The following is a 24,590-nucleotide window of genomic DNA, read 5'->3' as shown; positions in this document are numbered from 1 at the left end:
GCCTCAGAATGCATAGCGGAGTGACGTGCCGATCAGGGTGCGAGGCATGGGGGAGACCATCAGGCCGGCGCTGGCCCCGTAGGCGGCGTCGCTGGCATAGGCATTGGGCTGGAACACCAGATAGGTGGCCACCTGATAGGGGCCGCTCTCGAATCGGGCCCTGAGGTCATAGCGGACGTAAGCGGGCATGTCTGCCACGTGGGTCTGTGGGGTGCCCTGGTAGAAGGGCACATCCGAGAAGGCATAGACATCGGCGTTCACGGTCAGACGCCCGCCCAGAAGCGTGTTGCGGTGCTCCACGCCGGCCTTCACCTGATGTCCGGGAACCGACAGCAGGGCGCCCGTGTTTGGCAGGGGATTGCGGATCCGCGCTTCGGTGATGCGGGCGTAGTTGGCGTAGGCCGACAGCGCGGACGTGAGCGTCATTCGGGTTTCCACCTCGAAGCCCCGGCGGGTGGTTTCACCGACGGAAGCATAGGTGTCGGCGGAGATCATGACGATCTCGTCCTGGTTGGTGATCTGGTAGGCCGTGCCGGACAGCGTCCAGCCAGGGCGTGGGCTGGCGGTGAAGCCCAGGTCGTAGGAGCGGACCTTGGAGGCGCCGATGTCCGTGTTCAGCTTGCCGCCCGGACTCCCGAGGGGACCGAGGGTGCCTGCGGGCGAGATCTGTTCGGCATAGGGGGAGCGGAAGCCTTCCGCCGCATTGGCGAAGAGTTCCAGGGCCTCTGTTGCATGCCATACCACGCCGAGCTTGGGTGTTGTGACGCTGCCCTGGTACGAGGTCGATGCGCCGGGGAGCTTGCGGTTCCGGATGTCGTAGTCGAACCAATCGTGGCGCAGGCCGCCCAGCAGCTTGAACGTAGGCCAGGGACGATACTGACCCTGGGCAAACAGCCCGTAGGTCAGCAGGTCCATGTCGTAGTTGTTCAGGTAGCTGGCGGTGGCCTGTCCGCTGCTGTAGCGCTGTCGGAAGGCATCGCCGTTGTCGCGGCGAAGCTCACCTCCGAACGTCAGCAGGGTGTTCTGCGCCAGGGTCAGGCTATTGAACAGGCGCCCTCCCATGATCACCCGGTCATCGGTGGTGACGTTATGGGCGGTGTTGCTGGCGGCGATGGCTCGGGTCCGCTCGAACTGTTCGATGTACCCGCTGCCATGGATGCCGTCCGGGCCTTGGGCCGGAGCGGCATTGAAGACCAGGGATGTGCGCTCGGCCGAACCGTATCCGGGGTTGTCGAATTGGGTCGAGCGCGGGTCCAGCCCGGCCTTGAGGTCGGAGTACAGGAGGTAGCCTGCGGCTTCGAAATCCGAGCGGTAGTGACTCAGCCGCAGCGCGTAGTCTGTGCCCTGGTGGCGGGTGGAGAGCTTCCAGAAGAAGCTGTCCCGCTCGGTTCGGGAGGCATGGCGGTAGCCGTCGGCGCGGTACAGGTCGGCAATGAACAGGGAATCCACGCTCTCGAGCGTGTTCGACAGGACCAGATTGGCCCGCTTGCCGTTGTAGCTTTCTAGCGTGATGCCCACGCTGGAGGGCTGGTCGCCGCCTTTCGCCGTCGTGATGTCGACGGCGCCGGCACGGTTCTGATCACCGTGAAGGGACGAAATCGGCCCTTTGATGACCTCAATGCGTTCGATCATCTCGGGGGTGAGCCATTCGAGAAAGACCGGGCCGTGGCCAGCTCCGCTCTGGCTGGACGGGATGTTCTGCGGCACGCCGTCCACATAAACGGCGGTGTCGGCCCCGTGGGTGCCCTGGGTGGTAAAGCCCCGCATCCGGAAGCCGACGCCCGTATCGCCCTGGTCGATGTTGTTGGCGACGACGCCGGGCACCCGTCGGTAGATGGCAGCGATGTCTCGCCCCACATTGATGCTCTCCAGCTCATCGGCGGTGACGACGGAGACCGCGGAGGGGAGGGCTGTGCTGTCATTCCTCAGTTTGAGCCGCGCACCTGCCCGAGGGAGGGCGGTCTCTGGGGAGACGCGGACGGTGGGCAGGACGGGCGTGTCGTCGGCGACGGCCAGGTCGGTCGCGCCGGAAAGGGCCGCGGCAATCAGGAGGACGGTGGGCGAGGGAGGTGTTCGGAGGAAGGTTGCGGGCATGGGCAGCGTGGTCTTGAACAGGGTTGGGGTGTCAGGGCATTGCGCAAGGCGAGGGCACTTGCTGGAGGGCGCGTCGCGAGAGGCTGCAGGCGTCGCCGGACAGGTCGCGGCTGACCGTGACCCGGTGAAGCAGAGGCAGGCGGGGGGCGAGTTGCGCCCACAGAAAGCTGCACAGGTTCTCCAGGGTGGCGGGGCCCAGGCCGGGCACGTCGTCGAGGAAGCGGTGGTCGAGGGCATCGCGGGTGTCGGCGAGGAGGGTGTCCAGGTGGCCGATGTCGATGAGCATGCCGGTGACGGGTCCGGTACTCCGGCCAGGGTGATGGTGGCGCGGTAGCTGTGGCCGTGGATGCGCCGGCTGCCCTCGGTGCCGATGTGCCGTTGCAGGGTGTGGGCGGCCTCGAAGAGGAAGGCGCGGGAGAGTTCGTGCATGGCGGGTTTCAGCGGTCGAATTGAAGGGCTTCGCCACGGCAGGCGGGGTTGAGGCGGCCGTCGTGCCAGGCGAGCTGTCCGGATACCAGGGTGGTGAGAACCCGGGAGCGGAAGTGCCGGCCGGCGAACGGGGTCCAGCCGCAGCGGCTGAGGATGGGGGCGGCATCCACGGCGTGATCCTGATCGGCGAGCAGCACCAGATCGGCCCAGTAACCCTCCCGCAGGTAGCCGCGATCACGGATCTGGAACAGATCGGCGACGGCGTGGCTGCAGCGCCGGACCAGGGTCGGGCGATCCAGCACCCGGTCATGCACCAGCTCCATCAGCGCTGGTAGGGCGTGCTGTACCAGGGGCAGGCCGGATGGGGCGGTGGCGTAGGGGGCGGCCTTCTCGGCCCGGGTATGGGGGGCGTGGTCGGTGCCGATCACGTCGATGCGTCCGCTGGCCACGGCGGCGCGCAGGGCGTCCCGGTCCTGCCGGGTCTTCACCGCCGGGTTGCACTTGAGCAGGCTGCCCAGGGCGGCGTAAGCGTTGTCGTCGAACAGCAGGTGATGGAGGCAGGCTTCGGCGGTGATTTGTTTGCCGGCCAGGGGGCCGTCGTCGAACAGGGCCAGCTCCCGGGCGGTGGACAGGTGCAGCACGTGGAGCCGTGTACCGTGCCGACGGGCCAGGCCCACCGCCAGGGACGAGGAGCGGTAGCAGGCTTCGGCGCTGCGGATCAGGGGGTGGGCTTCGAAGGGGATGTCATTGCCGCAACGCGCCCGCCAGGCAGCTTCGTTGGCCAGGATGCTGGGGGTGTCTTCGCAATGGGCCAGCAGGAGGGTGGGAGCACAGGCAAACAGGCGCTCCAGCACGGTGGGGTCGTCCACCAGCATGTCACCGGTGGAGGCCCCCATGAAAACCTTGATGCCGGCAATGCGGGTCGGGTCGGCGGCAGCCACGGCGTCCAGGTTGTGGGTGGACACCCCCAGGTGAAAGGCGTAGTTGGCGTGGCTGCCAGCTGCCGCCAGGGCTCGCTTGGCGTCGATGGCGAGCATGTCGAGCGTGGGCGGGCGGGTGTTGGGCATGTCCATGAAGCTGGTGATGCCCCCGGCCACGGCCGCTGCTGATTCACTGGCGATGCAGCCCTTATGGGTCAGGCCGGGTTCGCGGAAGTGCACCTGGTCGTCGATCATGCCGGGGAGCAGCCAGGCGCCCGCCGCGTCGATCTCGATCTCCGCGGCGTGGGCGATGCTGCCGGCGATCCGGTCGATGCGGCCGTCGGCGACGAGCAGGTCGCCATCGACGATGCCGCCTTCGTTCACCAGCCGGGCGTTGCGGATGAGGATGCGTCGGGTCATGGCGAGGGTGGGGCGAGGTCGCAGGGGGAGAGGGGGGTGTGCAGGGGCGACCGGGCTGCGCGGACGAGCTGTTCCATGAACGCTGCACGTGAGAGGCTGCCCAGCTTGGTGCCGTCGTGGGCGCGCAGGGCGACCTGACCCTGCTGTCTTTCCTGTTCGCCGACGATGGCCAGGTAGGGGATCTTCTGCAGGGTGTGTTCGCGGATCTTGAAGCCGATCTTCTCATTGCGCAGATCGGCATCGGCTCGCAGACCGGCCTGCTTCAGGGTGCGGACGAGCTCGCGTGCGTAGTCATCCTGGGCGCTGCTGATGGTGAGGACCTTCACCTGGCAGGGAGCAAGCCAGACCGGGAAGAGGCCGCTGTAGTGCTCGATCAGGATGCCGGTGAAGCGTTCCAGGGAGCCGAACAGTGCCCGGTGCAGCATGACCGGGCGCTGGCGCTGGTCATCTTCATCCACGTAGTGGATATCGAAGCGCTCGGGCAGGTTCAGGTCCACCTGCAGGGTGCCGCACTGCCAGTCGCGGCCGATGGCGTCACGCAGCACGAACTCCAGCTTGGGGCCGTAGAAGGCGCCCTCGCCGGGATTGACCCGGTAGGCGATGCCCATCCGGTCAAGGGCGCCCGACAGGGCGTTCTCCAGGGCGTCCCAGGTGGCGTCGTCGCCGATGCGCCGGGCGGGGCGGGTGGACAGCTTGACGGCCACCTCGTCGAAGCCGAAATCCCGGTAGATGGCGAACACCAGGGCGATGCTGCGGGCACACTCGTCCTGCATCTGGGCGGGGGTGCAGAAGATGTGGGCGTCGTCCTGGGTGAAGTGACGCACCCGCAGCAGGCCGTGCAGGGCGCCGGAGGGCTCGTAGCGGTGCACCTTGCCGAACTCGGCCATGCGCAGGGGCAGGTCGCGGTAGCTCTTGATGCCTTGGGCAAACAGCGAGACGGCGCCGGGGCAGTTCATCGGCTTGAGGGCAAAAACCCGCTCGTCCTCGGTGGTGGTGGTGAACATCGCGTCGCGATAGTTGAACCAGTGGCCGGAGGTTTCCCACAGCCCACGGTCCATCACGTCCGGGGTATTGACCTCGATGTAGCCGGCCTCGTCCTGGCGTGCCCGCATGTAGGCGATCAGCTGCTGGAACAGGGTCCAGCCCCGGGCGTGCCAGAACACCGATCCGGGCGCGCTATCGTCGAAATGAAAGAGATCGAGCTGGGCGCCGAGCTTGCGGTGGTCACGCTTGCCGGCTTCCTCCAGGCGGGTCAGGTGAGCTGCGAGCGCCCGGGCGTCGGGCCAGCAGGTGCCGTAGATGCGCTGCAGAACGGCCTTCGTGGCGTCGCCGCGCCAGTAGGCGCCCGCCACCTTGGTCAGCTTGAAGGCCTTGAGGCGGCCGGTGGACGGCACATGGGGGCCCCGGCACAGGTCCTCGAAGTCACCCTGGCGATAGAGGGACAGGGGCTCGCCTTCCGGGATGGCGTGGATCAGCTCTGCCTTGTAGTGCTCGCCCTGCTGTTCGAAGTGGGCAATGGCCTCGTCACGGGGAAGCTCGCGCCGGGTGACGGGCAGGTCGGCGGCGGCCAGTTCGTGCATGCGGGCTTCGATCCGTGTCAGATCATCGGGGGTGAAGGGGCGCTCGAAGGCGAAGTCGTAGAAGAAGCCTTCTTCGATGACCGGGCCGATGGTGACCTGGGCGCCAGGGAAGAGCTGTTTCACGGCCATGGCCAGCAGGTGGGCGCAGGAGTGACGCAGGATCGCCAGGCCTTCAGGGCTGTCCTGAGTGATCAGACTGAGCCGGGCATCCCTGTCGATGCGAAAGCTGAGATCGACCGGATGCGCATCGACACAGCCGGCGAGGGCGGCCCTGGCGAGGTCGGGGCCGATGGCGGCGGCGACGTCGGCCACGGTTGGCGGGTGCACAAACGTGCGCTGGCTGCCGTCAGGCAGGGTGATGCAGGGCATGGTGCGTGAGCCTGGTAGGAGAAGGAGGGTGAAGGGCAGGGCGGGGTGACGGCGAGGCTCTGTCGGTGCCCGCCGATGCTGCTGGCGTGGATTGCGGCGGATCAGCCTGGAAGGGGGGCTGGGGCGACGAGCGGGGCTGCACCGAGCAATCCCGAGAAGCCCGCCTCGATCTGCGCCCGGGGCAGGTTCTGGACGATGAAGACAAGCCGGCTGTGGCCGTCATCAAAGGGAGGCTCGGTGGGCCACTGGGGCAGAGGGATGGGCGGGTAGGCCATGTCGTGAACGCCTTGGACAATCCACGGGCGTGGATCGCCCGTGACCTGCAGCAGCCCCTTCACCCGCAGAACGCGGTCGCCGCAGGTGTCGAGAAGGCGGCGCAGGCTGTCGATGAAGCCAACCCAGGGCAGGGGCTGCTCAAAGACCAGGGTGAAGCTCTGCACACTGCCATCGTGGGAGGGCGGTATTTTGGCTGCCGTCCGGGGCGCGTAGCGGATGCCGGTGGCGGCGGGCGGCGCGAGCCAGCGGGCTACGTCGGGCACTTTGCTGCCCGGGTCGTAGAGGCCACAGTCGATGATGGCAGAGGCCGCCACCGCTCCGCCGGAGACGTGAATCCGGCTTGCCCCGGGGTTGAGGGCGGCGAGATCCTGTTCCAGCGAAGCAAGCTCGACGCCGCCTGCCAGGTCGCACTTGGTGATCAGCAGGCGGTCGGCCATGACGACCTGACGCAGGGCTTCCCGATGGCGCTGGATCTGGTCGCGGCCGAAGAGCGCGTCCACCGCGGTGATGACCCCATCGAAACGGAAGCGCTCGGCCACGAAGAAATCGTTCATCAGTGCCTGGATCACCGGCACGGGATCGGCGAGGCCGGTGGTTTCGATGACGACCCGGTCGAACACCGGGACTTCCTTGCGCAGGGCGCGCAGGAACAGGTCGGCCAGACTGCGGGTCAGCTCGCTCTTGACGGTACAGCACAGGCAGCCCGAGTCCAGGACCACGATGTTCGCGTCGACGCGCTCGACCAGATGGTGATCTATGCCGACGGCGCCGAACTCGTTGATCAGCACGGCAGCCCGGGCCATCTCCGGCTGGCGCAGGAGATGGTTCAACAGGGTCGTTTTGCCTGCACCGAGAAAGCCGGTGAGCAGGGTGATGGGAACCCGGGGGTCGTGCTCCTCGCGCTCACTCATGGGCTTGCTCCTGACCGGCAAAGGCCCAGCGGGGAAAGGGGTCGGCCAGCTGCGTCCATGCCGCGGGACGGCTGGCGTACTCGGCGTCGTTCAGCAGGCAGGCGTCCAGGCGGGCGCGGAGGGCAACTTCGTCCATGTCGATGCCGATCAGGACCAGCTCCTGCTGGGCGTCGCCGACGGCGTCGTCCCAGCGGGCACGGATGGCGGCGAGGCCTTCCTCGTCCGAGGGCCAGCGGTCCCGCGGCACGGCGGCCCACCACAGCCCGGCCAGCTCGTGACGGACCACCGCCCCGGCCTGGGACCAACTGCCCACCATGGTGGGGCGGCTGGCCAGCCAGAAGTAGCCCTTGGAACGGACTACGCCGGGCCACTCCTGGTTGATCCATTCATGGAAACGCTGGGGATGGAAGGGGCGCCGGGCCCGGTACACGAAGCTGGTGATGCCGTACTCCTCGGTTTCCGGCACGTGCTCGCCGCGCAGTTCGGCCAGCCACCCCGGCGCTTCGGCCGCGGCGGCGAAGTCAAAGCGCCCGGTGTCGAGGATGCGCTCCAGGGGCACCTGGCCGAAGCGGGCGCGGACGATGTCGGCGCGGGGATTGAGGTTCTTCAGCAGGCCGTCCAGACGCTCCAGCTCGGCAGCGTCCAGCAGGTCGGTCTTGTTGAGGACGATGACGTCGCAGAATTCCACCTGATCCACCAGCAGGTTCACGACGGTGCGCTGGTCTTCCTCGCCCAGGCTCTCGCCCCGGTCGGCCAGGTAGTCGGTGGAGCCGTAGTCGCGCAGGAAGTTGAAGGCGTCGACGACGGTGACCAGCGTGTCGAGACGGGCGATGTCGGACAGGCTGACGCCGTTCTCGTCCCGGAAGGTGAAGGTTTCCGCCACCGGCAGCGGCTCCGAGATGCCAGTGGATTCGATGAGCAGGTAGTCGAAACGGCCTTCCTCTGCCAGGTGGCGGATCTCCACCAGCAGGTCTTCACGCAGGGTGCAGCAGATGCAGCCATTGCTCATCTCGACCAGTCTTTCCTCGGAGCGGGACAGCTCGGCGCCGCCTTCGGCCACCAGGCGGGCGTCGATGTTGACCTCGGACATGTCATTGACGATGACCGCCACCTTGAGGCCTTGCCGGTTGTGCAGGACGTGGTTGAGCAGGGTGGTCTTGCCGGCACCGAGGAAGCCGGACAGGACGGTGACGGGCAGTCTGGCCCGGGAGGACGGGGTCATGGGGTCTCCTTGGCGGAAATCGGCTTGGGCAGGGCAGGGAGTGGGGCGTCGAGGACTTCGACCCGGTCACCGCGCACGCCGTTGTAAAAGCAGCTGCGCCGCCCGGTATGGCAGGCGCCACCGAGCTGGTCCACCAGCAGCAGCACGGCGTCGCCGTCGCAGTCGAAGCGGACATCGATGACACGTTGCCGGCAGCCGGAGGTTTCCCCCTTGCGCCACAGGCTGTGCCGGGAGCGGGACCAGTAGCAGGCCTGGCCCGTGCTCAGGGTTTCCGCGAAGGCCGCCCGGTTCATCCAGGCCAGCATCAACACCTCGCCCGAATCGTGTTGCTGGGCGATCGCGGTGATCAGGCCATCTTGGTTCCAGGGCAGGGTGTCGAGCACGGCCTCCAGGGGGAGCTGGCTGCCGGGAGGGGCAGACTCAAGTCGGGTTAACATGGTGGCCTGACAATCTGTTTGAATCGCAATGTTATAACATTGCACTGCTGCTCGTGTGAACTCCCCCATGAATACTGCCGCCCCCTCCCCAGACGCTGTCGAAACCGGCTTCCTCGATCAGGCCGAGGCGAGCTGCCGCAGCCGTGGCGCCAGCTTGACGCCTATCCGGCGCCTGGTGCTGGCGCTGTTGCTGCGTCATCCAAGGGGCTTGAAGGCCTACGATCTGCTGGAGCGGATCAAGGCCGACAAGCCGGGAGCGTCACCACCCACCGTCTATCGGGCGTTGGATTTCCTGATCGAGCAGGGGCTGGCCCACAAGGTCGGGCGCATGAACCTCTTCGTGGCCTGCAGCCAGCACTGCCACCAGGCGCAGATGCCGGGCTTGTTTCTGGTGTGCCCGCGCTGCAACGGGGTGACGGAGTTGCAGGATGATGCGGTGATGGGGGCCCTGGCGGCCAGTCTGGCGGCGGCGGGGCATCAGCTGGAGAGCCCCGAGGTGGAGATCGGTGCGGTCTGCCCGGCCTGCCGGGCGGCACCCTGAATGTTCCGGCCGCGGGCTTACAATGCAGCCCCGCCTTCGTTCCTTCCCCCGCCGTGCCTCCCGCTGAAACACCCTCCGTACTGGTACTGCCCAGCCCTTTTTTTTCCGACAGCGACACCATCCGCCTGCTTGAGCCGGCGGATTGCGACACCCGCGCGGTGCTTGGCCAGGTGGTGTCGGGGGCTTACGACAAGCCTTTCGTGATCGACGACGGCAGTACCCGCAGCCTGCATTTCTCCCTGTCCCTGATCCAGAGCACCATGAGCCTGAAGGACCCCTTCGCCCTGGAGCTGGACTACACCCAGGCGATGATGAGCTTCCTGCTCTTCCTGCCCAAGCCGCGCCACATGCTCATGCTGGGCCTCGGGGGCGGTTCGCTGGCCAAGTTCTGCTACCGGCACGTAGGGTCGGCGCGCATCACGGTGGTGGAGATCGACCCCCGGGTGATCGCCTTCCGTGACGAGTTCGAGTTGCCGCCCGACGATGCCCGCCTGCAGGTGCGGGAGGGCGACGGGGCCGATGCGGTCATCGAGAGCGCCGGCTGGGACGAGCGCCCCGACGTGATCATGATGGATGCCTTCGATCGCCATGGCCTGTCGGGCTCGGTGAGCTCCAGCCACTTCTATCAGACGGTGCATGACGCCCTGGCCGGGCGCGGGCTGATGGTGGCCAATCTGGCCGGCGAGCGGGCCGACCGGGAGGCCCATCTGGACATGATCGCCGGTGTCTTTGACGATCGGGTGCTGAGCATTTCGCTGCCGGACGGCAACGACATCGTGCTGGCCATCCGGGCGCCGGGGTTCGCCCCCCGCTGGCGCGAGATAGGCAATCAGGCCAAAGCTCTGCGGCAACGCACCGGTCTCGATTTTCCGCGCTTTGCCGAGCGCCTGGAGCGCAGCCGGCGTTTGCGCTACGTCTGAGATGCGCCCTCGGGCGGGCTCAGGCGCATTCGATGCGCTGCCCGCCGCGGCGCTTGGCGCGGAGCATGCGACCGTCGGCGATGCGCAGCAGGTCTTCGGCGTTGCTGGCGTCGTTGGGGAAGGTGGCGATGCCGAGGCTGGCGCCCAGCATGTTGCGGGGAGAAGGCTGCACCAGGGGTTGCAGCAGGATTGACAGGAGCTTGGCGGCCACCGGCTGGGCAGCACCAGCGGTTTCGAGTTCGGGCAGCAGGATCACGAAGGCGTCACCCTCCAGTCGGGCCACGGTGTCGCAGGAGCGCACGCTGTGGCGCAGCCGGTCGGCCATCTCCACCAGGATCCGGTCGCCGGTGCCATGGCCGGCCAGGTCGTTGATGCGCTTGAAGTCGTCCACATCCACCAGAATCACGCCGACGTACTCCTGGTAACGTTGGGCGCGGGCAATGGACTGACCGAGCCGATCCATCAACAGGCGGCGGTTGGGCAGGCTGGTGAGGGCGTCGTAATAGGCCAGGAAATGGATGCGCTCCCGGTCGCGGATCCGTTCTGTGACGTCGGTGGCGATGCCGTGGTAGCCGGTGAAGCTGCCGTGCTCGTCGTGCCGGGGAGTCCCGCTGAGCTGCAGGCGCCGTGGCGTGTGGCTGCCGTCGGGCACATCCACCGGAAGGTCGCGGAAGCCGTCGCGTTGCTCGAAGGTCTTGCGCAGCACGCCGTGGGCCAGGCGGGCGCTTTGGCCGCTGCGCTGGAACTGCCACCACCTGCGGCCGATGTGATGCTGCAGGCTGTCGTCGGCCGCCATCGCCAGCGGGGCGATCTGCATCAGTCGGTGCTGGCTATCGGTCTCCCAGTACCAGTCGGCGCTCTGCCGGAGGAGCGCCGCCAGCTCGGTGTGGGCCAGGTTGTCCCGAGCCTCGGTGCTGACGCGCTCGGAGATGTCGGAGGCTGTCCACACGACGTGCGCCGGCAACTCGCTGCCGCCGGCCCTCCGCCCGGAGATTTCGGCCCAGAAATCGCTGCCGTCCCCGCGGCGCAGGCGGGTGACGGTTCGGTAGGTTTCGCCTCGATCCAGGGTGTCGATGGCGGCGCGGGCGTGCCGGCGCCATTCCGCGCGGCTGCTGAAGCAGGCTGCCAGACGCCGCCCGGCGATGTTGACCCGCGTCCAGTGCATGACTTCCGGGAAGTGCTGGTTCCAGCGCTGGATACGGTGCCCGTGCGACAGCACGATGGCTTCGGTGGTGTTGTCGAGCATGGCCTGCTGGATGCTGGCGAGCTCGGCAGCTTCGGCGCCGATCTGGGGCTGACCGTCGCGGGAGGCTGCGATGAGGTCGTTGAGGGTCAGGGCGAAGAGTACGAACACGCCCAGGAAGAGGCTGGCGTGGGGTAGGCTGGCTGGGGGGTTGACAACGGTCTGGATGAACAGGGGCAGTTGCGCGGCGGTGACGAACACCGCGCAGGCGCTGCGGCTGGCAAACAGGATGCCGGCACCGGCCAGGGTGACCCCACCAAGGGCCATGAACAGGATGGCCTGGGCCTGGGGGCCGGCCTCGTAGGGGCCAACCAGGGCCAGGGTGCCCCACGCGCCGCCGCCCACCGCCGCGATGGCGGAGAGGAGGTAGTGGCGCAAGAAGGGGTCATGGATGGGTGTGCCTGAGCGCGCCAACCGCGTCGGGTGGATCGTGCGGGCGAGGAGTGCCTGGGAGATGCTTGCCCCCAACCACCACAGCAGCAGCTGCCAGGGGCTGGCGATATGGGGCCACAGACCGACGACCGTGACGACGCTGGCGAGCTGACCAAGCAGATGGGCGCGGCGAAGGCTACGCAGGACATCCGGATGTCTGCCCTGACCCGTGGATGCCGCGTGCGGCACATCCGTACCCGTACGGAGAAGGGAAAGGCTGCCAGGTTTCATGCGGTAGGGGTCGGGTGTGTCGGCCTGGGGCGGAAAGTCATGGCTGGCAGCAGCGGGCCTGGCTGGGAGTTGGGGGGCCGACGGATCACTGCCACAATGCCCTCGGGCAGTGCTCCCGAAATGCCGGGCCGATTATCCGGGGGCATGTGGAGAAGCGGAATATGCCGAAAGTCATAGGGGTTTCGCCCGGATCGGGTAAGCGACTGATTTGTTTAACGTTGTGTCTTTGGTGTGGATAAAAATGCATGGAGAATAAATCGTCGGGCATGGCGTCGATTCCGCTGGTGGGGCGTTTTGCCCCCTCACCCACCGGACCGCTGCATTTCGGTTCGATGGTTGCCGCCCTGGGCAGCTGTCTGTCGGTGCGTACCCGGGGCGGGCGCTGGCTGCTGCGCATCGAGGATGTGGACGCACCGCGCAGCGTTCCCGGCGCTGCCGACGCTATCCTGCGTACCCTCGATGCCTATGGTTTTGCCTGGGATGGCGAGGTGGTGTGGCAGACGCGGCGCACGGCGGCCTATCAGCTGGCTTTCGAGCGCCTTGAGGCAGCCGGCATGCTCTTCGGTTGTGCGTGCACCCGCAGGGAAATGGCTGATTCCGCCCTTGCCCGGGACGGCACCCGGCGTTATCCCGGCACTTGCCGGGCCGGGTTGGCACCGGGGCGGGAGGCCCGCGCCTGGCGTCTGCGGGTGCCTGCGGGGCTGATCCGTTTCGACGACGGGGTGCAGGGCGTGATTGAAGAGGACGTGGCGGCCGATGTGGGGGACTTTGTGCTGCGGCGGGCCGATGGCCTGTTTGCCTATCAGCTTGCCGTGGTGGTGGATGACGCCGAGGCCGGGGTGACGGAAGTGCTGCGGGGTGCAGACCTGCTCGATTCGACGGCCCGCCAGATCGTGCTGCAAGGCCTGCTCGGCTACCCGACCCCGGCCTACGTCCATCTTCCGGTGGCGACCAATGGGGCGGGTGAGAAGTTGTCCAAGCAGACCCTGGCGCGCAGCGTGGATGGGCAGGATCCGGCACGGGTGCTGATGGATGCCCTGGACTTCCTGGGGCAGGCGCCGCCGGCCGGCCTGGTGGAGTCCGGCCTGGATGCGGTGTGGCAGTGGGCCATGGCTAACTGGTCTCTGGCGCGGGTGCCCCGGCGGCGTTTCGCTCCGATGCCGGCTTACGGCTGATTCAGGCCGGCCCCGGTGCGCCATGCCGCAAGGGCGGCTGGCAGGGTGTCGATGGATTCAAATACGGTAATCCCCGGGAGCTTGCGCGCCGCGCCGTGCACGGCCGAACCGCCGGCCCACAGGCTCACCTGCTCGGGCAGGCCTGCACGCAGGCGGCGCAGGCCCTCAATGGCCTGGCGGGTGGGGTATGCCGAGCTGAAGGACAGGGCGACGATGTCGAATCGCCCGTCCGACGCGGCGTTGCGGATGTCCTCCAGGGGGGTCTGGGTGCCCAGCGAGACACAACAGGCGCCCTCTGGTGTGATGGCCGCTTCGACCATCAGCAGGCCGAGGGCATGCTGCTCCTCAGGAAAGGTGGTCAGCATCACCACCGGCCGGCCGCTGCGGGGGGACGGGTGGGCACCGATTGAAGCCCGCAGGATGTTCTGGATCTGCTCGGTGTACAAATGCTCTTCCGGCACCTCCAGCTCGCCGCGCAGCCAGGCATCGCCGACCAGCTGGTTGAGGGGGGCCACCACCTCACAGACGAAGCGCTGCAGGCCGAGCTTCATCAGCAGTTGCTGCAGGCTGCGGCGCAAGTCCTCATGCAGATGCAGGCGCACGAACTTGAGGATGGCGGCGAACTGGGCACTGCGCTCCGGGTCGCCCTCGTCGCGGGGTTTGCCAATCTCGTCGAGCAGCGCCGTCAGAGCCTGCAGTTCCAGCGGAATGATCTTTGCCGGGCGCAGCCCCTGGTCGATCAGACGCCGCAGCAGGCGCAGCTTGTCTACCTGTACCAGGGGATAGACCCGCTCCCCGTTGGCGTCACGGTCGGGTTGCGGAAAGCCGTAACGGCGCTCCCAGACACGCAGGGTGTCTTTAGCCAGGCCTGTGTCACGTTCAACCGCAGCAATCGGGAGGCCTGCAGGTTGGAGTGAAGTGTTCATATTTTGTCCTGGACAAAATGTTGACATGACGATGATTTGATCCTAGTGTAGGGGTGTACCCTCTAATTGTCCAGGACAAACACCATGAACACTCAACGCGTTGAAACCCCCGTTGGGGTGCTCTTCTCCCTTCTGGTGCTAGGTGCCGTGGCCTTTGGCGTTCAGCGTATGGCCGCCCAGCCGCATGTGTTCGGGGGGCTGGGCGCATCGGTCGAGGTTCAGGATGCTTCGGTGTTTGTCCAGGACGACGATCTGACGGTCAAGATCTTCCTGCATCAGAACGCCGGCCTGTGATCGGGAGACGATGATGCCTGTCCTGCGCCACTTCCTTCTCGCTGCCGCCGTGTTCGCCACCGGTGCCGCCCACGCCGCTACCGAGGCCTGTCCGGCCTTGCTTGACCACACCTTCCCTCGGCTTCAGGACGACGCACCTCAGTCCCTGTGCCAGTACCGGGGCAAGGTCGTGCTGGTGGTCAATACCGCCAGCTACTGCGGCTTCACCGGCCAGTACGACGGGCTGGAGAAGATGTACGCCAAATACCGGGACCAGGGTCTGGTGGTGGTGGGTTTTCCGTCCAATGATTTTGGCAGCCAGGAGCCGGGCAGCAACAAGGAGATCGCCGACTTTTGCCGCCTCACCTACGGTGTCAAGTTTCCGATGTTCGCCAAGAGCGATGTCACCGGAGCGGCTACCAACCCCCTCTACCGCCAGCTTGCCTCCGCAACCGGCGAGAGGCCCAAGTGGAACTTCCACAAATACCTGATCGATCGCGGCGGCCGGAAGGTGCTCAGCTTTCCCAGCACCACCCCTCCAGACAGCCGCACCCTGGTGAACGCCGTCGAAAGAGCCCTCGCCGAGCGCCCCTGAACACCTCTCGGCACTCAACCCGGAACGACAACGGCTCGACGCCGACACCCTCACATCAACAGGAGCACGCGATGGACCGTGGACAGGAAGACAGGCTCAAGCCCAGCCCCCAGGGTGGCAAGCGCATCGCCGTGATCGGCGCAGGCATTGCCGGTCTGGCCAGTGCCTGGCTGCTCAGCCGGGAGCACGAGGTGGTGCTGTTTGAAAGTGGCGACTACCTTGGGGGGCACACCCACACAGTGGATGTGGAGGTGGAGGGGCAGCGCTTTCCGGTGGATACGGGCTTCCTGGTCTTCAATCGGCGCACCTACCCCAACCTGTGCGCCCTGTTCGCCCTGCTCGGCGTCGAGGCGGTGGAAAGCGAGATGTCTTTCGGGGTGAGCCTGACGGCCACCGACCTGGAGTGGGCTGGCAGCGATCTGGGCAGCCTCTTCGCCCAGCGCCGCAACCTGCTGCGGGTGGATTTCTGGCGCATGCTCCAGGACATCCGGCGCTTCAACCGGGAAACCACCCGCATGGCCCGGGAGGGCCGCACCCCCGACATTGCCCTCGGCGATTATCTGATGACCCAGGGCTACAGCCACGCCTTCCGTGACTGGTACCTGATCCCCATGGCGGCGGCCATCTGGAGTTGTCCGACCCGAAGCATGATGGCCTACCCGCTGGCCACCTTCGTACGCTTCTGTCATAACCACGGCTTGCTGCAGATCTTCGACCGGCCGCGCTGGTACACCGTCAGGAACGGCGCGCGCACCTACGTGGACAAGCTATTGGGGGGCATCGGCGAGGTGCGCGTGGCCACCCCGGTGCTGGAGGTGTGCCGCGAGGCGGGCTTCGGCGTCAGCCTGCGCACCCGCAGCGGCGTGGAGCGCTTCGACGAAGTGGTGTTTGCCTGCCACTCCGACCAGACCCTGGCCCTGCTCGGCGCCGACGCCAGCGAGGCCGAACGCGCCGTTCTGGGGGCCGTGAAGTACCAGCACAACGATGCCTGGCTGCATACCGACACGCGCCTGCTGCCGCGCCGCCCTGGGGTGTGGTCGGCGTGGAACTACCTGTCCGGCCAGGGTGCACCGGGGGAGCGGCCGGTGTCGGTGTCCTACCTGCTCAACCGCCTGCAGCCCCTGCCGGTGAGCACGCCGGTGGTCCTGTCCCTCAACCCCCTCATCGAACCGGCGGCCGACACCGTGCTGGGGCGTTACGCCTACGCCCACCCGGTTTTCGACCAGGGCGCCATCGACGCCCAGGCCCGCCTGCCGGCCCTGCAGGGTCAGCGCAACAGCTGGTTCGCCGGGGCGTGGACGGGCTACGGCTTCCATGAGGATGGGCTCAAGTCGGCCCTCGCCGTGGCTGCTGCCCTGGGCGTGGAGGCGCCCTGGCAGGGCAGCGGGCAGCGAAGCGGAGCGCTCGCCTGATGGCCGCCGAGCTTTTCGCGCCGACGGTGTGCATGGGCGCGGTGATGCACGAGCGTACCCGCCCGGTGCACAACCGCTTCATCTACCCCCTGGCCACCCTGCGCATCCCCCTCAGCCGCCTGGATGGCTTGCGCGTGCCCCTGCTGGGCGTGGATCGCCCTGGCGTGTTCTCGCTGCGCAGCCGCGATCACGGCGCCCGCAACGGCGCGCCCCTGTTGCCATGGATACGCGATCTGCTGGCCCGCCAAGGGCTGGTCGAAGCCGACGGCGAGGTGGTGCTGCAGACCATGCCGCGCATGTTCGGCTTTCTGTTCAATCCGGTGAGCTTCTGGTTCTGCCATGACCGTCAGGGTGGCCTGCGGGCCGTGCTGGCCGAGGTCAGCAACACCTTCGGTGAGCATCACAACTACCTGGTGGCCCACCCGGACCACCGCCCCATCACCGCCGGCGACGAGCTGAAGGCCTGCAAAGTCTTTCACGTATCCCCGTTCTTTCCGGTGCGCGGCGAATACCGCTTCCGCTTCTCCCGCCAGGGTGGGGCGGTGAGCACCGCCATCGACTACTGGGAGGGCGGGCACTGCCAGCTCGCCACCCGCCTGTCGGGCCGTGAGCAGCCCCTCAGCGGCCGCGCCCTGCTGGCTTGGCTGGGGCGCCTGCCGTTGATGAGCTTCGGCGTGGTGGCCCGTATCCACTGGCAGGCCCTGCGCCTTGCCCTGCGCCGCGTTCCCTTCTTCCGCAAACCCCAACCGCCTACCGAGGAGCTATCGTCATGAACCGGCTGGAACACCCCTTTGTCGGCGCCGCCGCCGATCAGGCCGCACACCTGCGCCGCGGCACCCGCCTCGTGCTGGGCCTCCTCGACAGCATCGAGGGCGGTGCCATTGACGTGCATCTGCGCGACGGCCTGACCCGGCGCGTCGGACGCGGCCCCTGCGTGGCCCACATGCGCGTGGACGATGAAGCGGTCTTCGACGACATTCTGGCCAAGGGCGACATTGGCTTTGCCGAAGCCTGGATGGCCGGCGACTGGCATACCCCCGATCTGGCGGCCCTGCTGACCCTGCTGGCCCGCAACCGGGACAGCCTGCAACGCGCCATCCACGGCACGGCCTGGCGCCTGATCGGCCACCGCCTCACCCATTTGCTGCGGGCTAATACCCGGGCGGGCTCCCAGCGCAACATCCAGGCTCACTACGATCTGGGCAACGACTTCTACCGCCTGTGGCTGGACCCGGGCATGACTTATTCCAGCGCCCTCGGTCTTGGGGTCGGCGAGACGCTGGACGCTGCGCAGCACCGCAAGTACCGGCACATCCTCGACACGCTTGCACCGAAGCCCGGGCAGACCATCCTGGAGATCGGTTGCGGCTGGGGCGGCTTTGCCGAGATCGCGGTGCGGGAATATGGCTGCCGGGTGCTCGGCCTGACCCTGTCGAAAGAGCAGCTGGCCTGGGCGCGGCAGCGGGCGGAGCAGGGCGGCTGGGCCGAGGCCGCAGACTTCGAGCTGTGCGACTACCGGGACGTGCGCGGCAGCTACGACCACATCGTCTCCATCGAGATGATGGAGGCGGTGGGGGAACGCTTCTGGCCGGGCTACTTCGCCCAGATCCGTGACCGCCTCAAGCCGGGCGGCAGCGCGGTGGTGCAGACCATCACCATCGCCGATGCGCTGTTTCCCAGCTATCGCAAGGGCACCGACTTCATCCAGCGCTACGTCTTCCCGGGCGGCATGCTGCCCAGCCCCGGGGTGGTGCGGCGTCAGGCTGCCGGGGCCGGGCTGGTGGTGAGCGGTGATCTGGCCTTCGGTGCGGATTACGCCGAAACCCTGGTGCATTGGCACCGGCGCTTCGAGGCGGCGCTGCCCGCGGTGCGCGAGCTGGGTTACGACGAGCGCTTCGTGCGTCTGTGGCGCTTCTACCTGGCCTACTGCGAGGCTGGCTTTCGCGCCGGCAGCGTGGATGTGCATCAGTTTGCCTTCCGCCATGCGACGGCTGGCTGAACTCCTGCTTCTGGCGGCCCTGGCCCTGGTCGCACTGCCGGGGCAGGCCAGCCTGCCCGAGCCGGTGCAGGCCCTGGCGCCCGCCTGGCGCAAGCTGGGCAGCGGCGACGCCAGCTTCCTCGGCCTGCGCCTCTACGGGGCCAGCCTGTGGGTGAGTGGCCAGGCCTACCGGGAGGATGCCCCCTTCGCCCTGGCCCTCACCTATGCCCGGGGTTTCTCCCGCGACACCCTGGTGTCCACCAGCCTGGACGAGATGCGCCGCCTCGGCGGTGCCGACGAAGCCCGCCTGGCCCGTTGGAAGAGCGCGCTGGAGCGCGTCTTTCCGGATGTGGCGGCGGGCGAGACCATCGTCGGCGTGCACCTGCCTGGCCGCGGCGCCGCCTTCTATCACCAGGGCCGCCTGTCCGGCGAGGTGATGGACCCGGCTTTCTCCCGGGCCTTCTTTGCCATCTGGCTGGACAGCCGCACCCGGGTGCCGGCCCTGCGCAGCCGTCTGCTCGGGGCGCCGTCTTGAACACCGCCCCGGTCCGCCTGCTGAGCCTGCGCTATGGCCTGTTGGGCCTGCCCCTGGCTTTCGCGGCCCTGCCCATCTACGTGCATGTGCCCAAGCTGTATGCCGATCAGGCCGGGCTGAGCCTGGCCCTGGTGGGGACGATCCTGCTCCTGACCCGGGTTGTCGATGCCCTCAGCGACCCGCTGATCGGCTGGGCTTCGGACCGCATCCTGAGCCGGCGGCGGCTCATCGCCCTGGCCCTGCCCCTGCTGGCGGTGGGGGTGGGTGGCTTGCTGGCGCCGCCGGCCGGCGCGGGAGGCGTGTGGCTGGCGGGCCTGCTGGTGGTGGTGACTTTCGGTTATTCGCTGGCCACCATCAACCACGGGGCCTGGGGCGCCGAGCTGGGGGAGGGCAGCGACATGCGTACCCGCCTGGTGGCTGCCAGGGAAGGCTTCGGGCTGTTCGGCGTGCTGCTCGCCGCCGCCTTGCCGGGCCTGCTGGCCTCGAATGCGGAGGCCGGGCTGGCCCGGACGGGGGCGGTCTTCGTCGCGGTGCTGGCCTTGGTGGCGCTGGTCAGCCTGCCCGGCATGCCCGCCGGCCAACGCCCCGTGGCCCGGCCCGAAAGCCCTTGGGCCGCCCTGCGGGGTGCCCTGAGTGACAAGCCCTTTGCGGCGCTGCTGGGGGTGTTCGCCCTCAATGGCATCGCCGCCGCAGTGCCGGCATCGACGGTGCTGTTCTTCGTGGCCGATGTGGTGCGGCGGGAGGATCTGTCGGGGCTCTTCCTGGCCATCTATTTTCTGGCCGGTGCCGCGGGCCTTCCGCTGTGGGTGAGCCTGGCCCGGCGGGTGGGCAAGGCCCGGGCCTGGCTGGCCGGCATGGGGCTGGCGATGGCGGTGTTTGCCTGGGCGGCGCTGATCGGCCCTGGCGACACGCTGGCCTTCGGGGCGATCTGCGTGCTCTCCGGGCTGGCCCTGGGGGCCGACCTGGCTCTGCCGCCGGCCCTGCTCGCCGATCAGCTGGCGCGCCGTCGGGCGGGTTGTGCCGGGGCCTGTTTTGGTTGGTGGGCCTTTGTCACCAAGGCCAATCTGGCCCTCGCCGCCGGGCTGGCCCTGCCGCTGCTGGGCGGGCTCGGCTACGCGCCGGGCGCCCGGGAAGAGGGCGCCATGGCGGCCCTGTCGGCCGTGTATGCGGTGCTGCCGCTGGTGCTCAAGTCAATGGCGGCCGTGGCCCTGTGGCGCTGGCGCCGGATCATGGAAGGAGAAACGCAATGAGCAAACTGGCCATCCTGCTGGCAGGTTTCGTGGGCCTGGGCGGCTGTGCGTCGGTGGAGGTGGCGGACTACGCCGCGGAGAAACCGGCCCTCGACCTGACCCGCTATTTCAACGGCACCCTCGACGCCGACGGCATCTTCCAGGACCGCTCCGGCAAGGTGGTGAAGCGCTTCCATGTGCGCATCGATGCCCGCTGGACGGGCAACACCGGCACCCTGGACGAGCGCTTCACTTACTCGGACGGCAGCACCCAGCGTCGGGTGTGGACCCTGACCCGGCTGGATGAGCATCGCTACACCGGCACGGCCGATGACGTGGTTGGCGAGGCGAGCGGCGAAGCCCGCGGCAATGCACTACGCTGGAAGTACGTGATGGCCCTGCCGGTGGACGGCAAGGTTTACAACGTGGACTTCGACGACTGGATGTTTCTGATGGACGAGCGGGTGATGCTCAACCGTTCGGTGATGAGCAAGTTCGGTTTCCGGCTCGGCGAAGTGACCCTGAGTTTCCGCAAGCGCGAGTAGAGGTGGGCATGGGCTGGTTTGATCCACTGAACACCCCGATCACCGACTGGCAGGGCCGCCGGGTGTGGATCGTTGGTGCCTCGTCGGGCATTGGTGCCGCCCTGGCCACCGAGCTGGGCGCCCGCGGCGCCCGCTTGGCCTTGTCGGCGCGCAGTGCCGAACGCCTGCAGCAGGTGGCCGCGGCCCTGAACGACGCTCTGGTGTTGCCCCTGGATGTGACAGACGCGGGCGCCTTCACCCCGGCCGTGATGCAGTTGCTGGAAGCCTGGGGCGGTGTGGACCTGGTGATCCTCAACGCCGGCACCTATTCGCCCTTGCGGGCCTGGGACCTCACCGCTGACAACGCCCGTCACACGGTGCACACCAACCTCCTCGGGGTGATGGACGGCGTGGCCGCGGTGCTGCCGCAACTGCTACGCCAAGGGCACGGGGCGGTGGCCATCGTCGGCAGTGTGGCGGGCTACCGGGGCCTGCCCAAGGCCCTGGCCTATGGGCCGAGCAAGGCGGCGCTGATCAACTTTGCCGAGACCTTGTATCTCGATCTGGCACCGAAGGGTGTGTCGGTGTTCCTGATCAACCCGGGTTTCGTCGCCACACCGCTCACGGCCCAGAACGACTTCGAGATGCCGGCCCTGATCTCCGCTCCCGACGCCGCTGCGCGCATCGTCAGGGGCTTTGCCAGCGGGGCTTTCGAGATCCACTTCCCCCGGCGCTTCACCGGCGCCCTGAAGCTGCTGGGCTTGCTGCCCGACCGGCTCTATTTCCGCCTGATTGCCCGGAGCACCGGCCTGTGAGTGACCCGCATCAGGCGCTGGCGCGGGTCGTCACCTTCTACGAGACCTTGTCCCCGGCGAGCCTGGCCCGCATCGCCGAGGTGTATGCCGCCGACGCCCGCTTCAAGGACCCCTTCAATGATGTGTGCGGGCTGGCCGCCATCGAGCGGGTCTTCCGGCATATGTACACCCAGGTGCATGACCCGCGCTTCCGGGTCACGCGCAGCATGGCCGGAGTCGGCGAGGCATGGCTGGCCTGGGAGTTCGAGTTCCGTTTCCGGGGCTGGCAGGAGGCGCAGATGCAGTGCATCCGCGGTGCCTCCCATCTGTGCTTCGCCGCTGATGGCCGGGTGGCCGTCCATCGGGATTACTGGGATACCGGGGAAGAACTGTTTGCCCGCCTGCCCCTGCTCGGCGTGCTGATGCGCTGGCTGAGGAGTCGCCTGGCGGCCCGATGAACGTGAGGCTTGGGGGCCGGTTCAATCCCGGTCGGGGTTTTGTGAACGATTGATTCCTGCCGGGCTGATGTAATGATGTTTAACCCCTTGCTGCTGTGGGCCCCCTAAGATTGGGATCTGACTCCATGCGTGGCGATGCGCCTGTATGTCCATGGGTCGAAGGGAGCTTCAACATGACTCTGCAGATGCACGGTGACTTTTCCTATCAACCCTACGCTGTCCTGCGTCGGGACGACGACAGCAAGTGGGATGGCTGGTACGACCTCTTTGCCAAGAACGGGCGCCTGCTTCGCAGCTTTGTCCGTGTGCCGTCCAGGGAGGGCTTTGCCGACCCCGAGCTGGCCCGCCAGGCCGCCGAGATCCTGGCTGAGTGGGATATCGATGGCGGCTACGGCGTGAAGCACGCCGGCGGAGGCCGCTGAGCGCGAGCTATCCACGGGCCGCCTGTCGACCCCTTTCAGTTTTCCCGCCGTTCCAGCCTCAGGCGCAGGGCCTCCGCTCCGGCCGCGATCAGACGGTTCTCCAGGGTGCGCAGCCAGCGTAGCCGCGCCAACAGCAAGGCCAGCACGTTTTCATTCCGGCTTCTTTCCGGCACCAGGCGCAGGCTGGCGCCCCGGGGGGCAGTCAGCGTGATCCAGCCGCTTTCCTCCAGCACATGACAGCAACCTGCTTCGATCTGGTGGCGTGGGGTGAGCATCTGTACGCCGGTCCAGCGGGGCGGTAATTCCAGGATCAACAGGCCTTCCTCCACCACCAGCAGGCTGCCGGCCGTGGCCTGGTACTGATGGCGCTGGGCTGGCCCGATGCGCAGTGTCTCGTCCGGTTGTCGGGGTGTCGGGTCCATGGCGGGCTCCGGGAGTGGGGATGGCTGCAGATTACGGATTCACTGCGCGCTTCGTCAGGCACAGCGGCCGCCTTTCTGTATCGGTTCAGCAGCCTTTATTTAGGCCTGTTATGGTGTGCTTCTCACCCATCTGTACCTGTGGCCTGTGCCCGGCTTCGGAGATCATCGCGCCATGCAAACCGAGCGCCCCGATACCCTGCTTTACTCCCGCGTGGCAGCCCACTATCGGCGGGCTATCCAGTCCGGCGTGCTGCCGCCGGGGCAGCGCCTGCCTTCCCTGCGCAGCCTGGTGCGCCAGCACGGGGTCAGCCTGTCCACGGTGCTGCAGGCCTGCCGCACCCTGGAGGATGAAGGTCTGCTCGAGGCGCGGCCGCGTTCGGGCTATTTCGTGCAGCGTCCCCGGCGCGCCCGCCTGCAGCCGGTCAGCGAGCCCGATCCGGGTGCGGCGGCCCTGGTGCCCGATCCGACGGCCTTCGCCGGCATCCATGACCGGGTCTCCGACTTTGTCACCAAGTGCGAGCGCCATCCGGTGCACACCAACCTGGCCCTGGCTTTCGGGGCGCCTGAGGCCTACCCCCAGGAGGCCCTCAAGACGGCCGCCCTGCGTGCTCTGCGCCGACACCCGGAGGTGCTGGTGAGCCCGGTGCCGCCCCAGGGCGACCCGGGCTTCCGGGCGGTGCTGGCGCGCCGTGCCCTGGCCGGGGGCATGCATCTGACGGCGGATGACATCCTGGTGACCCACGGTTGCACCGAGGCCATCAACCTTGCCCTGCGTGCGGTGAGCCGCCCCGGCGACGTGATCGCGGTCGAGTCGCCCACTTACTTCGGGCTCCTGCAAGTCATCGAGAGCCTCGGTCTGCGGGCCCTGGAGATCCCTACCAGCCCCAGTCGCGGCCTGTCTGTGGAGGCCCTGGAGCTGGCCTTCCAGACCCACGGGCAGATCGCCGCGGTAGTGGTGGTGCCCAATTTCCAGAATCCCCTGGGCTGCGTGATGCCGGATGAGGAAAAGGCGCGTCTGGTTGCCTTGTGCGAGGCGCACCAGGTGCCCCTGGTGGAGGACGATATCTACGGCGCCCTGAGTGACAGCGACCAGCCCCTGGCGTGCTGCAAGGCCTGGGACCGGAGCGGTAACGTGATCCACTGCGGCTCCTTCCACAAGACCCTGGCCCCGGGCATGCGCGTGGGCTGGATGACTGGCGGGCGCTGGCAGGACCGTATCCGCATGCTCAAGCATGCCCAGAGCCGGCCCAACGACGCGCTGGCCCAGATCACCATCGGTGAATTCATGGCCGGGCATGCCTTCGACCGCCACCTGGTGCGTCTGCGTCGCCAGCTCAAAGCGCAGCGCGAGCGCACGGCCGAGGCAGTGGCCGCTCGCTTTCCCTCCGGCACCCGCCTCAATATGCCCGGTGGCGGCATGCTGCTGTGGGTGGAGATGCCCGAGGGCTGCTCGTCCCGGAGGGTGTTCGAGGCGGCCCTGCGTGAGGGCATCCGGGTGGCGCCGGGCCTGCTGTTCTCCAACTCCGAGCGCTTCGACCGCTTTCTGCGCGTCAGCTGCGGTTATCCCTGCTCGGCGCAGATCGACGCCGCCCTGGCCCGCTTGGGAGAGATCGTGGCCTCCGTCTGAGGACTGAGGGGCGGCGCCGAGGAATGACGTAGGGATGGTGGCGGCTGCCCCAGGAGCGGCCTGCAGCGCGGCTCGCCGCCACGGGAGGGGAGGCAGAAAACGCGTTGTGAGTGTGCAAGAGTCCCTTGTTTTCTTCGCGATGTGACAAAATGTTGCTTTGCCATCGGGCCGCTTGGCCGTACCTGGGGACTACAG

At 67.7% G+C, this 24,590-nt stretch carries 24 protein-coding genes and 1 pseudogene; 15 read left to right on the top strand and 10 right to left on the bottom strand.

What is annotated here, in order from left to right; translation table 11 throughout:
• Positions 1-3 precede the first annotated feature (3 nt).
• The 7 genes and pseudogenes from PHI64_RS08775 to hisI all read right to left on the bottom strand — a co-directional run bounded on the left by PHI64_RS08775 (position 4) and on the right by hisI (position 8,658).
• The gene (locus PHI64_RS08775) at positions 4-2,094 is read right to left on the bottom strand and encodes a TonB-dependent receptor (protein ID WP_299881686.1); all 2,091 of its coding nucleotides are present in this window, start codon (positions 2,092-2,094) and stop codon (positions 4-6) included.
• Between the two features lie 31 nt (positions 2,095-2,125).
• A pseudogene (locus PHI64_RS08770) lies at positions 2,126-2,523 on the bottom strand (6-carboxytetrahydropterin synthase).
• 8 nt (positions 2,524-2,531) lie between these two features.
• Positions 2,532-3,863: a dihydroorotase gene (locus PHI64_RS08765; RefSeq protein ID WP_299881683.1), complete on the bottom strand. Its 1,332-nt coding sequence runs from the start codon at positions 3,861-3,863 to the stop codon at positions 2,532-2,534.
• Entirely contained in the window at positions 3,860-5,812 is a 1,953-nt protein-coding gene (gene thrS, locus PHI64_RS08760) for a threonine--tRNA ligase (RefSeq protein ID WP_299881680.1), read from the bottom strand. The genes PHI64_RS08765 and thrS overlap by 4 nt, the downstream gene beginning before the upstream one ends.
• 101 nt (positions 5,813-5,913) lie before the next feature.
• The gene (locus PHI64_RS08755; protein ID WP_299881677.1) at positions 5,914-6,999 is read right to left on the bottom strand and encodes a GTP-binding protein; all 1,086 of its coding nucleotides are present in this window, start codon (positions 6,997-6,999) and stop codon (positions 5,914-5,916) included.
• Positions 6,992-8,221, bottom strand: a complete 1,230-nt coding sequence (zigA, locus tag PHI64_RS08750; protein ID WP_299881674.1) for a zinc metallochaperone GTPase ZigA — start codon at positions 8,219-8,221, stop codon at positions 6,992-6,994. Before zigA ends, PHI64_RS08755 begins: the two co-directional genes overlap by 8 nt.
• Entirely contained in the window at positions 8,218-8,658 is a 441-nt protein-coding gene (gene hisI / locus PHI64_RS08745; RefSeq protein WP_299881671.1) for a phosphoribosyl-AMP cyclohydrolase, read from the bottom strand. Before hisI ends, zigA begins: the two co-directional genes overlap by 4 nt.
• A 67-nt stretch (positions 8,659-8,725) precedes the next feature.
• On the opposite strand from hisI, the gene PHI64_RS08740 reads away from it, so the two are divergent.
• Both PHI64_RS08740 and PHI64_RS08735 read left to right on the top strand, forming a co-directional pair.
• The gene (locus PHI64_RS08740; protein ID WP_299881668.1) at positions 8,726-9,199 is read left to right on the top strand and encodes a transcriptional repressor; all 474 of its coding nucleotides are present in this window, start codon (positions 8,726-8,728) and stop codon (positions 9,197-9,199) included.
• A gap of 53 nt (positions 9,200-9,252) precedes the next feature.
• The gene (locus PHI64_RS08735) at positions 9,253-10,119 is read left to right on the top strand and encodes a spermidine synthase-like protein (protein ID WP_299881665.1); all 867 of its coding nucleotides are present in this window, start codon (positions 9,253-9,255) and stop codon (positions 10,117-10,119) included.
• A gap of 19 nt (positions 10,120-10,138) precedes the next feature.
• On the opposite strand, the gene PHI64_RS08730 is transcribed toward PHI64_RS08735, so the two are convergent.
• Positions 10,139-12,025, bottom strand: a complete 1,887-nt coding sequence (locus tag PHI64_RS08730) for a sensor domain-containing diguanylate cyclase (protein WP_299881663.1) — start codon at positions 12,023-12,025, stop codon at positions 10,139-10,141.
• A gap of 245 nt (positions 12,026-12,270) precedes the next feature.
• On the opposite strand from PHI64_RS08730, the gene gluQRS reads away from it, so the two are divergent.
• Positions 12,271-13,200 carry a tRNA glutamyl-Q(34) synthetase GluQRS gene (gene gluQRS / locus PHI64_RS08725; protein ID WP_299881660.1) on the top strand — a complete coding sequence of 310 codons (930 nt, stop codon included), beginning with the start codon at positions 12,271-12,273 and terminating at the stop codon, positions 13,198-13,200.
• Here the strand turns inward: gluQRS and PHI64_RS08720 are convergent.
• A complete protein-coding gene (locus tag PHI64_RS08720) occupies positions 13,191-14,126 on the bottom strand; it encodes a MerR family transcriptional regulator (RefSeq protein WP_299881657.1) in 936 nt (311 codons plus the stop codon). The two genes, gluQRS and PHI64_RS08720, sit on opposite strands and share 10 nt — an antisense overlap.
• A gap of 84 nt (positions 14,127-14,210) precedes the next feature.
• Here PHI64_RS08720 and PHI64_RS08715 point away from each other — a divergent pair, with 84 nt between their 5' ends.
• The 11 genes from PHI64_RS08715 (at position 14,211) to PHI64_RS08665 (ending at position 22,346) form a co-directional block, all read left to right on the top strand.
• Positions 14,211-14,420 (top strand): hypothetical protein, encoded by a 210-nt coding sequence (locus tag PHI64_RS08715; protein ID WP_299881654.1) that lies wholly within the window; start codon positions 14,211-14,213, stop codon positions 14,418-14,420.
• A gap of 13 nt (positions 14,421-14,433) precedes the next feature.
• Positions 14,434-14,994: a glutathione peroxidase gene (locus PHI64_RS08710; protein WP_299881651.1), complete on the top strand. Its 561-nt coding sequence runs from the start codon at positions 14,434-14,436 to the stop codon at positions 14,992-14,994.
• Between the two features lie 71 nt (positions 14,995-15,065).
• Positions 15,066-16,406 (top strand): FAD-dependent oxidoreductase, encoded by a 1,341-nt coding sequence (locus PHI64_RS08705; RefSeq protein WP_299881649.1) that lies wholly within the window; start codon positions 15,066-15,068, stop codon positions 16,404-16,406.
• Positions 16,406-17,179, top strand: coding sequence for a DUF1365 domain-containing protein (locus PHI64_RS08700; RefSeq protein ID WP_299881646.1), 774 nt, complete (start codon positions 16,406-16,408; stop codon positions 17,177-17,179). Before PHI64_RS08705 ends, PHI64_RS08700 begins: the two co-directional genes overlap by 1 nt.
• Complete coding sequence (locus tag PHI64_RS08695; protein ID WP_299881643.1) at positions 17,176-18,405, top strand: cyclopropane-fatty-acyl-phospholipid synthase family protein; 1,230 nt, start codon at positions 17,176-17,178, stop codon at positions 18,403-18,405. The genes PHI64_RS08700 and PHI64_RS08695 overlap by 4 nt, the downstream gene beginning before the upstream one ends.
• The gene (locus tag PHI64_RS08690) at positions 18,389-18,919 is read left to right on the top strand and encodes a chalcone isomerase family protein (RefSeq protein ID WP_299881640.1); all 531 of its coding nucleotides are present in this window, start codon (positions 18,389-18,391) and stop codon (positions 18,917-18,919) included. Before PHI64_RS08695 ends, PHI64_RS08690 begins: the two co-directional genes overlap by 17 nt.
• Positions 18,916-20,169, top strand: a complete 1,254-nt coding sequence (locus PHI64_RS08685) for an MFS transporter (protein ID WP_299881636.1) — start codon at positions 18,916-18,918, stop codon at positions 20,167-20,169. The genes PHI64_RS08690 and PHI64_RS08685 overlap by 4 nt, the downstream gene beginning before the upstream one ends.
• Entirely contained in the window at positions 20,166-20,693 is a 528-nt protein-coding gene (locus PHI64_RS08680) for a DUF3833 domain-containing protein (RefSeq protein WP_299881633.1), read from the top strand. Before PHI64_RS08685 ends, PHI64_RS08680 begins: the two co-directional genes overlap by 4 nt.
• 8 nt (positions 20,694-20,701) lie before the next feature.
• Positions 20,702-21,487: an SDR family NAD(P)-dependent oxidoreductase gene (locus PHI64_RS08675; protein WP_299881630.1), complete on the top strand. Its 786-nt coding sequence runs from the start codon at positions 20,702-20,704 to the stop codon at positions 21,485-21,487.
• Positions 21,484-21,924 carry a nuclear transport factor 2 family protein gene (locus PHI64_RS08670; protein WP_299881627.1) on the top strand — a complete coding sequence of 147 codons (441 nt, stop codon included), beginning with the start codon at positions 21,484-21,486 and terminating at the stop codon, positions 21,922-21,924. The genes PHI64_RS08675 and PHI64_RS08670 overlap by 4 nt, the downstream gene beginning before the upstream one ends.
• A 173-nt stretch (positions 21,925-22,097) precedes the next feature.
• Positions 22,098-22,346, top strand: a complete 249-nt coding sequence (locus tag PHI64_RS08665; protein ID WP_299881624.1) for a hypothetical protein — start codon at positions 22,098-22,100, stop codon at positions 22,344-22,346.
• A 35-nt stretch (positions 22,347-22,381) separates the two neighbouring features.
• Here PHI64_RS08665 and PHI64_RS08660 read toward each other — a convergent pair whose 3' ends face one another.
• Positions 22,382-22,768, bottom strand: coding sequence for a hypothetical protein (locus PHI64_RS08660; RefSeq protein ID WP_299881621.1), 387 nt, complete (start codon positions 22,766-22,768; stop codon positions 22,382-22,384).
• Positions 22,769-22,940: 172 nt separating this feature from the next.
• On the opposite strand from PHI64_RS08660, the gene PHI64_RS08655 reads away from it, so the two are divergent.
• A complete protein-coding gene (locus tag PHI64_RS08655) occupies positions 22,941-24,395 on the top strand; it encodes a PLP-dependent aminotransferase family protein (RefSeq protein WP_299881618.1) in 1,455 nt (484 codons plus the stop codon).
• The last annotated feature ends 195 nt before the right edge of the window (positions 24,396-24,590 follow it).

Source organism: Zoogloea sp., assembly GCF_028689785.1.
Taxonomy (GTDB): Bacteria; Pseudomonadota; Gammaproteobacteria; order Burkholderiales; family Rhodocyclaceae; genus Zoogloea.
The sequence above is the reverse complement of the archived record's forward strand: the minus strand, read 5'-3'. Positions and strand labels throughout refer to the sequence as shown.

Bases quoted from the DNA above. Each gene is read 5' to 3' on its own strand.
- hisI (WP_299881671.1), bottom strand. From the start codon at position 8,658: ATGTTAACCCGACTTGAGTCTGCCCCTCCCGGCAGCCAGCTCCCCCTG.
- PHI64_RS08755 (WP_299881677.1), bottom strand. From the start codon at position 6,999: ATGAGTGAGCGCGAGGAGCACGACCCCCGGGTTCCCATCACCCTGCTC.
- PHI64_RS08700 (WP_299881646.1), top strand. From the start codon at position 16,406: ATGGCCGCCGAGCTTTTCGCGCCGACGGTGTGCATGGGCGCGGTGATG.
- PHI64_RS08720 (WP_299881657.1), bottom strand. From the start codon at position 14,126: ATGAACACTTCACTCCAACCTGCAGGCCTCCCGATTGCTGCGGTTGAA.
- PHI64_RS08765 (WP_299881683.1), bottom strand. From the start codon at position 3,863: ATGACCCGACGCATCCTCATCCGCAACGCCCGGCTGGTGAACGAAGGC.
- gluQRS (WP_299881660.1), top strand. From the start codon at position 12,271: ATGGAGAATAAATCGTCGGGCATGGCGTCGATTCCGCTGGTGGGGCGT.
- PHI64_RS08740 (WP_299881668.1), top strand. From the start codon at position 8,726: ATGAATACTGCCGCCCCCTCCCCAGACGCTGTCGAAACCGGCTTCCTC.
- PHI64_RS08695 (WP_299881643.1), top strand. From the start codon at position 17,176: ATGAACCGGCTGGAACACCCCTTTGTCGGCGCCGCCGCCGATCAGGCC.
- PHI64_RS08655 (WP_299881618.1), top strand. From the start codon at position 22,941: ATGCAAACCGAGCGCCCCGATACCCTGCTTTACTCCCGCGTGGCAGCC.
- PHI64_RS08680 (WP_299881633.1), top strand. From the start codon at position 20,166: ATGAGCAAACTGGCCATCCTGCTGGCAGGTTTCGTGGGCCTGGGCGGC.
- PHI64_RS08710 (WP_299881651.1), top strand. From the start codon at position 14,434: ATGCCTGTCCTGCGCCACTTCCTTCTCGCTGCCGCCGTGTTCGCCACC.
- PHI64_RS08690 (WP_299881640.1), top strand. From the start codon at position 18,389: ATGCGACGGCTGGCTGAACTCCTGCTTCTGGCGGCCCTGGCCCTGGTC.
- PHI64_RS08715 (WP_299881654.1), top strand. From the start codon at position 14,211: ATGAACACTCAACGCGTTGAAACCCCCGTTGGGGTGCTCTTCTCCCTT.
- PHI64_RS08775 (WP_299881686.1), bottom strand. From the start codon at position 2,094: ATGCCCGCAACCTTCCTCCGAACACCTCCCTCGCCCACCGTCCTCCTG.
- zigA (WP_299881674.1), bottom strand. From the start codon at position 8,221: ATGACCCCGTCCTCCCGGGCCAGACTGCCCGTCACCGTCCTGTCCGGC.
- PHI64_RS08705 (WP_299881649.1), top strand. From the start codon at position 15,066: ATGGACCGTGGACAGGAAGACAGGCTCAAGCCCAGCCCCCAGGGTGGC.
- PHI64_RS08660 (WP_299881621.1), bottom strand. From the start codon at position 22,768: ATGGACCCGACACCCCGACAACCGGACGAGACACTGCGCATCGGGCCA.
- PHI64_RS08730 (WP_299881663.1), bottom strand. From the start codon at position 12,025: ATGAAACCTGGCAGCCTTTCCCTTCTCCGTACGGGTACGGATGTGCCG.
- thrS (WP_299881680.1), bottom strand. From the start codon at position 5,812: ATGCCCTGCATCACCCTGCCTGACGGCAGCCAGCGCACGTTTGTGCAC.
- PHI64_RS08665 (WP_299881624.1), top strand. From the start codon at position 22,098: ATGACTCTGCAGATGCACGGTGACTTTTCCTATCAACCCTACGCTGTC.
- PHI64_RS08675 (WP_299881630.1), top strand. From the start codon at position 20,702: ATGGGCTGGTTTGATCCACTGAACACCCCGATCACCGACTGGCAGGGC.